8 protein-coding genes are annotated in these 12,227 nt (G+C 66.4%); 1 reads left to right on the top strand and 7 read right to left on the bottom strand.

Annotated features, from left to right (window positions below):
* Positions 1-27 precede the first annotated feature (27 nt).
* From MRBLWH13_RS02305 to MRBLWH13_RS02280, 6 genes are all read right to left on the bottom strand, one after another.
* Positions 28-1,005 (bottom strand): carbohydrate kinase, encoded by a 978-nt coding sequence (locus MRBLWH13_RS02305; RefSeq protein WP_341956715.1) that lies wholly within the window; start codon positions 1,003-1,005, stop codon positions 28-30.
* A complete protein-coding gene (locus tag MRBLWH13_RS02300) occupies positions 1,002-2,198 on the bottom strand; it encodes an ADP-dependent glucokinase/phosphofructokinase (protein ID WP_341956714.1) in 1,197 nt (398 codons plus the stop codon). Before MRBLWH13_RS02300 ends, MRBLWH13_RS02305 begins: the two co-directional genes overlap by 4 nt.
* 30 nt (positions 2,199-2,228) lie before the next feature.
* Positions 2,229-3,092, bottom strand: a complete 864-nt coding sequence (locus MRBLWH13_RS02295; RefSeq protein ID WP_056508375.1) for a ketose-bisphosphate aldolase — start codon at positions 3,090-3,092, stop codon at positions 2,229-2,231.
* A 45-nt stretch (positions 3,093-3,137) separates the two neighbouring features.
* The gene (locus MRBLWH13_RS02290; RefSeq protein WP_311242875.1) at positions 3,138-3,983 is read right to left on the bottom strand and encodes a carbohydrate ABC transporter permease; all 846 of its coding nucleotides are present in this window, start codon (positions 3,981-3,983) and stop codon (positions 3,138-3,140) included.
* A 2-nt stretch (positions 3,984-3,985) separates the two neighbouring features.
* Positions 3,986-4,909 carry a sugar ABC transporter permease gene (locus MRBLWH13_RS02285; protein WP_341956713.1) on the bottom strand — a complete coding sequence of 308 codons (924 nt, stop codon included), beginning with the start codon at positions 4,907-4,909 and terminating at the stop codon, positions 3,986-3,988.
* A gap of 82 nt (positions 4,910-4,991) precedes the next feature.
* Positions 4,992-6,287, bottom strand: a complete 1,296-nt coding sequence (locus tag MRBLWH13_RS02280; RefSeq protein ID WP_341956712.1) for a sugar ABC transporter substrate-binding protein — start codon at positions 6,285-6,287, stop codon at positions 4,992-4,994.
* Between the two features lie 249 nt (positions 6,288-6,536).
* On the opposite strand from MRBLWH13_RS02280, the gene MRBLWH13_RS02275 reads away from it, so the two are divergent.
* Positions 6,537-7,340, top strand: a complete 804-nt coding sequence (locus MRBLWH13_RS02275; RefSeq protein ID WP_341956711.1) for a DeoR/GlpR family DNA-binding transcription regulator — start codon at positions 6,537-6,539, stop codon at positions 7,338-7,340.
* Positions 7,341-7,434: 94 nt separating this feature from the next.
* On the opposite strand, the gene MRBLWH13_RS02270 is transcribed toward MRBLWH13_RS02275, so the two are convergent.
* Complete coding sequence (locus MRBLWH13_RS02270; RefSeq protein ID WP_341956710.1) at positions 7,435-12,072, bottom strand: ExeM/NucH family extracellular endonuclease; 4,638 nt, start codon at positions 12,070-12,072, stop codon at positions 7,435-7,437.
* Positions 12,073-12,227 lie beyond the last annotated feature (155 nt).

Genomic DNA, 12,227 nt, shown 5'->3' with positions numbered 1-12,227 from the left:
CGGGGAGAATCCGCGTCGATTCCGGCATCAGGGCGCGGGCGGACGCGCCACGAGCAGCTCACCCGCGCCTGTCGCCTCCAGCGCACCGGCCGCGTGGGGCACGAGCAGCGTCGAGCCGCTACGGAGTCGCTGCGCCCCGATCTCGACCTCGCCGTGGTTCACGATCACGATCGAGAAGCCATGATCGACGGTCGCTGCTCCGCGCACAGGAATCCTCTCGAGTCGGAAGTACTCGTCGGCGGCCTCGGGGAAGACTGAACCGGACTCGGGGGCGTCGGAGATGAGTTCGGCGAGGCCGGCGGCCGATCGTGCGCGCGTGTTCACTGCGGCGAGCGCCAGCTCGAACCCGAGGCCGAGATGGCCCACCGCCGCACCGTCGATCGCGAAGTCTCCCCACTCGAGCAGGATCGACAGGTCTTCGGGCTGCTGCAGCTCGAGCAGCAGAACGCCCGCGCCGATCGCGTGCAGCTCGCCCGGCGGCACCCAGACCACATCTCCCGCGGCGACCTCGACCTCGTGCAGCACACCGAGCAGCGTCGTCGCGTCCTGTCGATCGACGAGCGCGGCCAGATCGGCTGCCTCGACGTCCTGCCGCAGGCCGATGTGCACAGTGCCGCCCTGCAGGATGTACCAGGCCTCGGCCTTGCCGTGGGCTCGGCCGAGGTGCATCGCTGCGAAGTCGTCGTGCGGGTGCGCGTGCACGGGCAGCCGCTGCCCGGCATCGAGCAGCTTCACCAGCAGGCGGGTGTCCGCGCCCCACCGTGCGACGTGGTCGTCTCCGAGCCAGGCGACCGGGTCGCGCTCGATCGCATCGCGCAGCACCCGCCCGTCCGGGAGCGTGGTGAGACCGAGCTCGGGCTCGCCGTTGACGGTGGTCGTCGAGCCGATCCAGTCCTCGGGTTCCCGAGGCGCGGCGCCGTCATCGCCGCGGAAGGCGCTGATGCGTGCACCACCTCGGTAGAAGCGCTCGGCGGGCCTGTTCGACGGCAGCAGGATGGGATTCATACGGTCTCCTTCGATCGCACGGCCCCCGCGAGGAAACCACCGACGAACGTGTCGCCGAGTCCGACCGTGGTCGGGGTGGGGACGTCGAGCGAGAATGCCGCGACGCCCGCGGCATCCGGCAGCGCCGCCTCGATGGCCGAGACGAGTGCCTCCCCTCCCGCGTGCCTGGGCATCGACGACGTGTGCTCGACGTCGTCCGACGTCACGCCGTCACCGACGCGATAGCGGGTGGCGGCGACGACGACGGCACTGTCGAGAGCAGCACGGTGCCGAGCGGCATCAGGTCCGACGCCGATGGCCCAGTAACGCGTGTGCACCACGAGCGCGCGAGCCGGGATGATCATGTGCGCCTCACGCAGGGCGCGGATGACGTCGGACTTGTCGAGCAGGTTCACGGACCGACCGAGGTACTCCTGCAGCTCGTCCTCGTTCATGCCGTAGACGTCGATCTGCGGCAGCAACCGGGCTCGCACGGTCTCGGCGAAGCCTCGCGTGTAGAAACCCGCGTCCTCGTAGTAGACGAGAGCGTCGCCGGGCAGGCTCGACATCGCCCGTTGCACCTCTACGAGCCGCTGCTCGAGCAGGTCGTGATCCTGCATCGTGTTGAAGCCCGAGACGAGGAAGACGCCGGCGTCCGACAGAGATGCCGGCAGATCGGCGGAGAGAAGCATCCGCCGGTTGGGCGGGTCGTTCGCGAAGATCAGCCGGTTGGGCGCGGGTGACAGCACCTCTCCGTCCGTGAGGCGCACGTGCGCGCCGACCGGGTACTGCACGATCAGGTGCGGGTCGAGGGTGTCCTCGGTCGCCGAGCAGATGTACGAGATCGACTCGGGCAGCAGCCGGCGCACGTTGTCGTCGATGCTCACCAGGTGCTGCACGCTCGGAATGCCGAGGGCGTCGAGCACGAGGCCCGCCCGCACACCGGTGCCGCCGAGCGTGGTCGCATACTCGAAGTGCGATACGAAGTCCTCGATCACCTCGGACGAGGCGACGAATCGCTCCGCCCCGGTGCCCGAGGCGACGAAGGCCAGCACTGCCACCAGCAGCGAGCGCTCGTCGGTGATCGGCGCCGTGGTCGTGAGCTCGTGGCGCCGCACGTCGTGCGCGAGCGCCAGCCTGTCGAACACCGATGAGTCCCACATGAGCTCGTAGTCGACGGTGCCGCCGAGTCCGAGTACGAGCGTTCTGTCCACGTCGCCGATCATCCTCCCGAGTCCGCAGTGTCAGTACAGCGATGCCTTGCCGTCTGCGCCGAACAGGTCGATCTTCTCAGCAGCCGTCACCTTCATGGCTTCGAGTGCCGCCGGCTGGATCGCGTTGGGCTCGCGCAGACGCTGATCGGTGCCGAGGATCTCGCGCATGCGGTTGTGGTACGAGACCTTGATGTCGCTCGAGATGTTGATCTTGTTTATGCCCAGGTCGACCGCGCGACGCAGCTCGGCGTCCGGGTTGGACGATCCGCCGTGCAGCACGAGCGGAATCCCGATCGCGGCCTTGATCTCCTCGAGCAGGTCGTGACGCAGCTCGGGGTTCTTGTCGCTCGGGTAGAGGCCGTGCGAGGTGCCGATCGCGATCGCGAGGCTGTCGACCCCGGTCTCCTCGACGAAGCGCACCGCGTCAGCGGGGTTCGTGTAGATGATCTCTGCCGCTCCGGACTCGCCGTAGCTGTCGTTCGCGCCGATCGTGCCGAGTTCGCCCTCGACCTGGATGCCCACCGCGTGAGCCGCGTCGACCACCTTGCGGGTCAGCGCGACGTTCTCGTCGAACGGCAGCAGCGAGGCATCGATCATGACCGAGGTGAACCCCGCCTTGATGGCCGTGATGATCTGCTCGTAGCTTCCGCCGTGGTCCCAGTGGATCGCGACGGGCACGCTCGACCGGTGTGCACGGGAGTGCATCGCCGCGATCAGGTCGGTCGTGATGTGAGACACCTCATCGGGGTGAATGGCGATGATGACCGGAGCGGCCTTCTCTTCGCTGATGTCCATGATCCCGTTGAACATCGCCCAGTCGCTGATGTTGAACGCCGGGATGGCGAAGTTGTTCTCATTGGCGACATCGAGGATGGATTTGCCGGTGTAGAGCACTTGATTCTCCTGTTTCGTGGTGGTCGTTGATCCGTCGGCACGACGTCAGCTCTTCACGGACCCCGCCGTGAGACCGCTGATGAAGTACCGCTGGAAGAAGAGGAAGAGGATGAGCACGGGGATGGATCCGAGCACGCTCATCGCCATGATCTGGTTCCACTCGTACGAGTGCTGGCCCATGAGCAGCTGGATGCCGATGGGCACCGTGCGCATGTCGATCGTGCGGGTGAGCGTCAGCGCGAAGAGGTATTCGTTCCACGCGATCATGAAGGTGTAGATGCCGACGGACACGATGCCGGGGATCGAGATCGGCACCAGGATGCGCCACAGGGCGGTCATCGATCCTGCACCGTCGACACGCACGGCCTCGTCGAGCTCCTTCGGGAGGGTGTTGAAGTAGCCGGTCATCATGATGATCGCGTAGGGCAGCGTGAACACCATGTAGGTCAGGATCAGCCCGAGGTACGAGTTGTAGAGCCCGAGCGCCACCATCAGCCCGAAGTACGGGATCAGCAGGGTGATCGGCGGAACGGCCTGCACGCTGACGATCACGACGTTCAGGATGCGCTTGCCCCGGAAGTCGAAGCGGCTGAACGCGTATGCCGCCTGGATCGCGACGAGGAGCGTCAGGATCGTGACGGAACCGGCGACGACGTAGCTGTTCAGGAAGAACCGCATCGTCTCGGGGTTCGTGAAGATCGCGATGTACGCGTCGAACGAGAACGTGTCGGTGAGGAGTCGCGGCGGGAGCTCGAAGATCTGGGTGTTCGACTTGAATGAGCTCGAGAGCATCCAGAGCACCGGGCCCGCGGCGAACACGGCGCCGAGGATCAGGCCGATCATCACGCCGGTCTTGGCGACGCGACGCTGGTTCTGAACGGTGAGAGCCATGATCAGTCCCTCGCTTTCTGGTGACGGACGTAGAAGACGGCGAGCACCATCGACATGAGCAGGACCAGCACCGCGGAAGTCGCGGCGAGCGAGAAGTCGTACTTGGCGAAGGCGAGCTTGTAGGTGAATGTGCTGAGCACCTCGGTCACATCGATCGGTCCGCCGCCGGTCGTCATCCAGATGAGGGCGAACTGCTGAGAGGTCCAGATGAGATCGAGCAGCACGAGGCTGACGATGATCGGCCGGAGCTGCGGGACGGTGACGTTCCAGAAACGCTGCACCGCACCCGCGCCGTCAACGGTCGCGGCCTCGTTCAGCTCGTTCGGGATGCCCTGGAGACCCGCCAGCAGGCTCACCATGAAGAAGGGGTACCCGGCCCAGATGTTGATGAAGATGATCGTCCCGAGCGCGAGCTGCGGCGAGGCGAGCCATTCGATATCGGTGTTGAGCAGGAAGTTCACGACGCCGTTCGGGGCGAGGAGCATGCGCCACAGAACGGCGATGACGGCGACCGTGAAGAGCCACGGCAGCACGTAGAGCGCGCGGAAGAAGGAGCGCGAGAAGCGGCCGAGCAGCGGGCTGTTCAGCATCATCGCGAAGGCGAGTCCGAGCACCAGGTGCGCGACGACGCTGGTCACCGTGAAGAGGATCGTGTTGCCGGTGGCCTTCCAGAAGCGCGGGTCCGACAGGATCTCGACGTAGTTGCCGATGCCGACGAACTCGGGCGACTTGTTCAGGATCACGTTGTCCTGGAACGAGTAGCCGATCACCATGACGATCGGCACGATCATCAGGACGAAGAGCAGGATGATGGTCGGCGAGAGGAAGGCGTACGACTCGGTGGTCTTGCGCAGCTGCCGCCGGCGACGCGACATCGCGACCCCGGTGACGATCACCTCGGTGTCGTCGGATGTTCTCAGACTCATGGGAAGCATGGCTCCTTGGTTGGTCGGGTGCCGCATCGCATCGGTCGCGATGCGGCACCCCGTTCATTCGGGAAGCGGGAGGTCAGAACTCCGCTTTCCAGCTCTCCTGCGCCTTCTTGAGCGCGTCGTCGATCGACTGCTGCCCGTCGAAGGCCGACTGCAGCTGCTCGCCGAGCTGACGCATCAGCTCCTCGGCGACGGGGAGTCCGGTGAACTCGTTCGCCGGGTATCCCGCCTGGTAGATGTCGAACGCCTGCTTGAACAGCTCGTCATCGTTCACGAAGTCGGGGACCGACTTCGAGTTGCCGGGGAAGGCCTTGGCCATGGTCGAGAGCTCCGAGTTGGTCTGCTCGCTCATCAGGAACTCGACCAGCTTGAACGCGGCGTCCTTGTGCTCCGAGTTCTCGGCCACACCGATGCCCCAGGATGCGTAGGGGATGCCCCGCTCGCCGTCGTACCCGTCCTCGGCAGGGAGCGCCGAGATCGAGAAGGTCAGGTCGGGGTTCGTCTCACGGATCAGGTTGATGTGCGCGAGCGAGTCGATCATCATGCCGACGCGACCGTTGGTGAACTCCTCGACCTTGTCCTGCTCCTTCATGGTGAAGGAACCGGAGGCGATCGAGCCGTCATCCCACATGCCGCCGATGAACTCGACTGCCGACGTGACGTCGCCGTTGGTCAGATCAGGCTGACCGTCCTTCAACATCGATCCGCCCGACGCCCACACCCACGACATGACGTCGTTCTGCACGCCGTTCGGCGCTTCGAGGGAGAGCGGGAGCACCCAGCCCGAGACGTCGCCGCCGAGGGCCGAGACCTTCGATGCGGCATCCGCGAACTCCGTGCGGGTGGTCGGCGGGGCTGAGACGCCCGCGTCGGCCAGCAGGGTGTCGTTCGTGAACATCGGGTAGACGAAGTTCACGACCGGGATCATGTAGGTGCTGCCGTCGACCTGGATCTGACTCGCCAGTTCGCTGTCGTCGTAGTCGTTCTCCTTCATCAGGGCGGTCAGGTCTGCGATGACGCCCTGCGAGGCGAAGTCGTTGACCCACGCGCCGTCGAGTCCGACGACGTCCGGCATGGTGCCGGATGCCGCTCCGGCGAACAGCTGCTCCTTGGTCGATGCGTAGGGTCCGCTCACGAGCTTGACCGTGATGCCCGGGTTGGCTTCTTCGAACTCGTCGATGAGTGCCCGGAACTCACCGTCGGGGAGCTCGGGCTCCCACCACTGTGCGAACTCGATCGTGACGTCTCCGCCGTCTCCTCCATCGGTTCCGCTGTCGCCTGCCGCGCACCCTGCCACCGCCAGGACTGTCACGGCTGCTGTCGCTGCGCCGGCGAGCTTCAGAATGCGTCGCCCTCGCCCCACTGTGATCATCACTTCTCCTCTTCGAGATCGTGCCGCACACGCGCTTCGATGCTTGTTCGTGCGGTTTTGAGCAATATTATGCCGCCATTTGCAAGAACGTCAAGCCTTTCTTTGCGCTATTCGATGGATGTAATCACAGATCTCTCCGCGCATCTCCGTCACGGCGGGCGCCGCACGGCACATCGCCGCTGAATTCGATCTGCGGTTTTCTGCTGAACTCTGCCGACTTTCCCGCTTCTCTGTGCTAGAGATGTGTGCATGGAAGCAACTGCACCCTCGCCCAAGCGCCGCCTCCCGGCGGGTCGGAAGGCGGATCTCGCCTCCTACGTCGAGCAGGTGGGAGAAGTGACTGTCGGCGGTCTCGCCGAGCACTTTCACGTCTCCATCGACACGATCCGCCGCGATCTCGACCAGCTCGATCGCGAAGGCGTCGTCATCCGCACGCACGGCGGAGCGGTCAGCGCCGAGGGGCAGCTCAAGGACCGCGCACTCGACGTCCGGCTTCGGCTGCAGACCGAGGAGAAGGAGAAGATCGCGCGCCTCGCCGCGGGCCTGATCGACGATGGGGCCGTCGTCATGCTCAACGCCGGGACCACGACCCTGGCTCTCGCCCGTGCCCTGCGGAACCACCGCGACCTCACGATCGCGACGAACAACCTGCGGATCCCTGCGGAGATCTCACCCTCCGCCTTCCGCGACCTCTATGTCTTCGGCGGAGCCGTGCGGGCGATCACTCAGGCCACGACCGGGCCCGTCACCTTCACGATGACGCCCGGAGGGCCCGAGGTCGACATCCGGTGCGATCTGGCGCTGATCGCCGTCGGAGCGATCGACGACGCAGGGTTCTCGACGTCGAACATGGGGGATGCGAACATGATGTCCGAGATGATCCAGCGCGCCGAGCGCACCGCGATCCTCGCCGACTCCTCGAAGTTCGGCCGCCGCCTGTTCGCTCAGGTCGCGACCCTCGACCGCGCGGACTACCTGGTCACGGACACTCCCCCGGAATCCGCTTTCGCGGCCGCTCTCGCGCAGGCCGAGGTCGAGGTCATCACCGCCTGACCGGGTCGGACCACTCGGACGCACGACGAAGGCCGCCGGGAGAGTTCCCGACGGCCTTCGCCTCTGTCATGCCTGCGTCACACGCCCCAGGGCGTCAGAACCACCCGTTCAGGAGGTCCCACAGCCAGTCGAGGATGCCACCGATGATGCCGCCGATCCCGCCTGCGCGGTTCACGGTGACGGTGGCCGTGGCCTCGTCTCCGTCGGCCTGAGCGACCGCGACCGTGTACTTGCCCGGCTGCGTGCTCTTCGGCACGGTGACCGAGGTCGAGAAAGTGCCGTCCGCCGTGACCTGAACCGTGCCGACCTCGGTGGCCGCACCCTTCTTCGGTCGCAGCTCGACCGTCACGGTCTCGCCCGGCTCGTAGCCCTCACCGGTGATCGTCAGCTTCTTTCCTGCGGCGACCTTCGAGGAACCGAGGTCGATGGAGCCCGCGAACTCCGCCGGCTCCTCACCCGCGATCGTGAACGGCACCTGCACCGTGGTGCCGGTACCTGCGACGGCGACGGTGAGCAGCTGCTCTCCGAAGACACCAGAGGGAACCGTGAAGCCGAGCGACGCGCGCCCCACCTCGTCCGTGGTGTCGACGATCGTCGGATCGACGGCGCCTGCGGCGACCTGCGTGCCGCCGAGCGACAGGGTCACTTCACCGGGTGCCTGCTCTCCCGCGCTGAACGCCAGCGACGAGAGCGCGACCGTCACCTGGTCGCCGGCGCTGTAGCCGTCGGCATCCGGTGCGCTGACCGAGACACCCACGGCACGCTGTGCGAGGTCGGGGGTCGCGGTCTTGTTGGCGTCGAACCAGTCGACCATCGACTGAAGATCGATCTTCCCGGTGTCGCGCTTGCCCGTGCCCTCCTTGAAGGTGAAGAAGTTGTCTCCACCTGCGGCGAGGAACGAGTTGGCTGCGACCGTGTAGTTCGCCGCCGGATCGATCGCGGTCCCGTTGAGCGTGATCGACGTGACCCGCGAGCCCGCAGCCGCAGCGGGGTCGTACGTGTAGACGAGCCCCTCCGAGACGCCGAGCTTGAGGAACGGACGAGCAGAGCCTGCCGGCTGCCACTGCTCCTCGAGAACGCCCTTCAGCTGCGCACCGGTGAGGGTCAGCGTCACCAGCGTGTTGGCGAACGGCTGCACCGTCGCCGCCTCGCGGTAGGTGACGTTGCCGTTCGGGTCGTTCGCGTTCGACGAGGCGTACGTGAGGTTTGCGCGGATGCCGCCCGGGTTCATCAGCGCGATGTCCGCGCCGGTGGACCACTTCTGCACGTCGGCCACGAAGTTGCCGATGGTGGACTCGCCACCGCGGTTCTCCGACCCGTTCGTCTGGCGAGCGCGGTTGAAGTCGGCGGTGATGTCTCCGACCTTCACCGCCCCGAGAACGTCTGCGTCGGCCTTCGCCTTCGCGACGATGTCAGCCACCGCCGGAACCGCCGGGTAGAGCGGCTGACCCGCGGACGTGAGCGGCTTGATCTCGTTCGTGATCGAGATCAGGTCCTTGGTCTTCGGATCGACCTGCAGGTTCATGAGACCCAGGTTCTCGCCGTACTGACCGGCCGAGATGACCGGACGCCCGTCGATGACGTGGTTGTACGCGAGGTGCGTGTGCGCCGACACGATGGCGTTCACATCCTCGTCGACCCCGTAGACGATCTCGCCCAGGGGCGAGTCCGGAGTGATGCTCGACAGCTCGACGCTGGATGCGCCCTCGTGGACCAGGAGGATGACGACATCCGCCTCACCGTTGGAGGGGTCTCCATCGCGCAGGTCGTCGGCCACGGCGTTCACCGAGTCGACGATGCTGCGCACCTCGAGGTCCGCGATGCCCTCAGGGGACACGAGCGAATCGAGGTCCTCGGTCACCGCTCCGACGAAGCCGACGCGCACGCCGTCGAGTTCCTTGACCCAGGCCGGGGCGAGCGCGGGCTCGCCGGTCTCGGTCACGAACACGTTCGACGAGATGTACTCCCAGTCCGCTCGGTCCTGCACGCGGTCGCGCAGGTCCTCCCAGCCCTGGTCGAACTCGTGGTTTCCTGCTGCGCTGACGTCGAGGCCGGCTGCGTTGAGTGCGTCGATCGTGGGGTTGTCGTCGTTGATGAACGAGGTGAACGTCGACGCGCCGATCAGGTCACCGACACCGGCGAAGATCGTGTTCGGGTTCTCCGAGCGGAACTGCTGCACCGCTCCGGCGACGACAGCCGCGCCTGCGGCAGCGCCGTCGGCCTCGATCCGGCCGTGGAAGTCGTTCATCGTGACGATGTCGATGCTCACCGGCGGGACCTCCGACGAGACGCCGACGATGATCGGGTCGTGGTCGCTGGAGCGGAACGGCGTGCCCGCCTCGGTGGCGCCGAACGCGTAACCGCGGTCGCTCCACTCCGGGGAGTTGATGCTCCACACACCCGCACCCGTGATCGATGCGGCCAGCGACGGCGACGCCAGCACGTGGTCGAGTGAGCCGAGCTCTCCGTCGAACGTGTAGGTGTGCTGTTCGGGGGCCTTCTCGCGAGCGACGTCGCTCCACCCCGCCGTCGTGAAGACCTCGATCGGGTCTTCCTTCGCGTAGGCGTTGAAGTCGCCGATCAGCAGGATGTCGCTGCTGCCGGTCTCCTGCTCGATCTCCTCGGTGAAGCCCTTGAGCGAGTTCGCCTGCTTCACCCGATCGGCGTTGAAGAAGCCCTGGCCGTCAGCCGGCTCCGCGCCGCCGCCCTCGGGTGCCGACTTCGACTTGAAGTGGTTCGCCACGACCGTGACGACGCGGCCGTCGATGTCGAACGCCTGAGCGATCGGCTCGCGGGCGTTGCCCCACACCGTCTCATCGGTCACGGTCAGGCTCTCGCCCACCGTCTCGACGGCATCCTTCTTGTAGATGATCGCGCTGGTGATGAAGTCGGTCGTGGCCGAGTCGTTCAGCTCGTCGGGGGTGCGGACGTAGTCCCACTCGTCACTGCCGAGTGCCTCGTTGAGCCCGTCGACCAGATCGGCCAGCGCCTCGTCGAGCGAGCCGCCGAGCTTGATCGAGTTCTCGATCTCCATGAGGGAGACGATCTCGGCGTCGAGTCCGTTGATCGCCGCGACGATCTTGGACTTCTGGATCTCGAACTGAGCCGCGTTCGCCGCGCCCCGAGCGTTCGAGTTCTCACTCTTGAGCGTCGTGAAGTAGTTGAAGACGTTGAACGACGCGACCTGCACGTCGCCGCCCACCGTCGGTGCAGACTCGCTGCGCGGGTTCGTCGCCGCGAAGCCCGCCTTCAGATCATCGGACGAGGTGCTGTCGATCGGCACGACCGGCTGCAGACGCCAGTCGTCGAAGCCGTACTGCAGCACGTATCCGTTGTCGCTGAAGTCGACCGTGTCGCCGTTGCGGACGACGAGGTCCTTCGTGAAGTAGGGCTGGTCGTTCGGGTGACCGCTGTTCGTGACCTGGATCGACCAGCCGTCGTCGAGGAGGATGCGGTTGGCGCGGTTCGCCGCGGCGATCGCCGCGGCCTCTGCTCCCGGACGCACGAGCTCGGTGCTCTTCACGTTCAGATCGGCTCCGGCGTTCAGCCACAGCGAACCGAAGTTGTAGAGCTGGTGGCTGGATGCGACGCGGTAAGTGCCAGCGGGTGCGACGTACATGTTCTCGTACTGCTCGCGGTCCGCTCCCTCGACCGTGTCGGGGAGCGGCGTGAGCGCGGGCACCCCGACGCCCGCCTGCACCACGGAGATCGCAGACAGAGCCGCGGGGTTGATCTGCGTCTGGCCGAAGTACTCGCTCACGGACCCCGTGACCGAGACGAGGTCACCGATCTCGAGGGTCGGGGCCAGCGCGTTGAGGAAGACGAAGACGCCGTCGGACGCACCAGGCGTCGCGTCGGTCTCGCCGCCGGATCCCTGGGTCTGGATGACGATGCCCTTGTAGCCGCCGGTGCGGTAGTCGGCCGTGACCACGCCCTCGACCGTGACGGTCTGTCCGTTCAGCGGCGACACGTCGGTCGTGCCCTGCACCTCGGCGATGGACACCGCGGTCGGGTCGGGTTCGGGCTCCGGGTCGGGGTCGGTGCCGGTACCGGTGTTCTGCGGCGTGATGGTCGCCGAGAGGCTGAAGTCCGCCCTGTTGTCGTCGGTGTCCTTGCCGTCTGTGCGGTTCAGCGACTTGACGTCCGTGTTGCCGGTGGGCGGCGTCGCCGCCGTGGTCTCGAAGGTGTTCGAGGTGCCGTAGCCGAGAACGTCGATCACTCCGTCGACACCCGTGACCGAGCCGGGGGTCAGCGTGACCGCCGCGGTGCCGTTCACGAGGGCGAGCGTGCCGTTGGTGCCGCTCGGGTTGAGCGTGCTCACCGCGTCGGCCGTCGGCAGAGCGGCACCGTTGGCCCCGTTGCTGCCGGCCTGCACGAGGTAGTGGCCGCCTGCCGGGATGACGCCGGTCAGCGGCGCGACCCCGTTGGAGGCGCCCGTACCCGTCGCCGATCGATACTGCAGCGAGAGTCCGTCGAGAGTGACGGGTGCCGCGGTGGGGTTGTAGAGCTCGACGAACTTGTTCGTGAACGCGGCGCCTGCGCTGCCTCCGGAGAGGTACGCCTCGTTGATGACCACCCCCGTCCCTGCGACGTCGGCGGATGCGGGCGCTGCGATCAGGGCGCTGGCGCCGAGAGCTGCGACGCAGGTGGCGGCGAGGACGCCGAGACGCCCCCGACTTCTGCGAACTGACCCCGGAACCTCGCGGTTCACGGCGTCGGGAGCGGACATCATCTGTGTTGTCTCCTCGGGTATCGTCTGGCGACGGCTCTCGTGAAACCGTGGCTGCGCGCTCTCAGCTGACGCACATGTGAGCGAGCATACGGAGGCCCTCGGACAACCTCAACGGAGTTTTCCGATTGGTAACCAAGCCCTCACCGAACGTCGGA

It is taken from the genome of Microbacterium sp. LWH13-1.2 (assembly GCF_038397735.1).
Classification (GTDB): Bacteria; Actinomycetota; Actinomycetes; order Actinomycetales; family Microbacteriaceae; genus Microbacterium.
This window is presented reverse-complemented; position numbering and strand designations above follow the sequence as displayed.

Bases quoted from the DNA above. Each gene is read 5' to 3' on its own strand.
- MRBLWH13_RS02285 (WP_341956713.1), bottom strand. From the start codon at position 4,909: ATGAGTCTGAGAACATCCGACGACACCGAGGTGATCGTCACCGGGGTC.
- MRBLWH13_RS02305 (WP_341956715.1), bottom strand. From the start codon at position 1,005: ATGAATCCCATCCTGCTGCCGTCGAACAGGCCCGCCGAGCGCTTCTAC.
- MRBLWH13_RS02270 (WP_341956710.1), bottom strand. From the start codon at position 12,072: ATGATGTCCGCTCCCGACGCCGTGAACCGCGAGGTTCCGGGGTCAGTT.
- MRBLWH13_RS02275 (WP_341956711.1), top strand. From the start codon at position 6,537: ATGGAAGCAACTGCACCCTCGCCCAAGCGCCGCCTCCCGGCGGGTCGG.
- MRBLWH13_RS02280 (WP_341956712.1), bottom strand. From the start codon at position 6,287: ATGATCACAGTGGGGCGAGGGCGACGCATTCTGAAGCTCGCCGGCGCA.
- MRBLWH13_RS02290 (WP_311242875.1), bottom strand. From the start codon at position 3,983: ATGGCTCTCACCGTTCAGAACCAGCGTCGCGTCGCCAAGACCGGCGTG.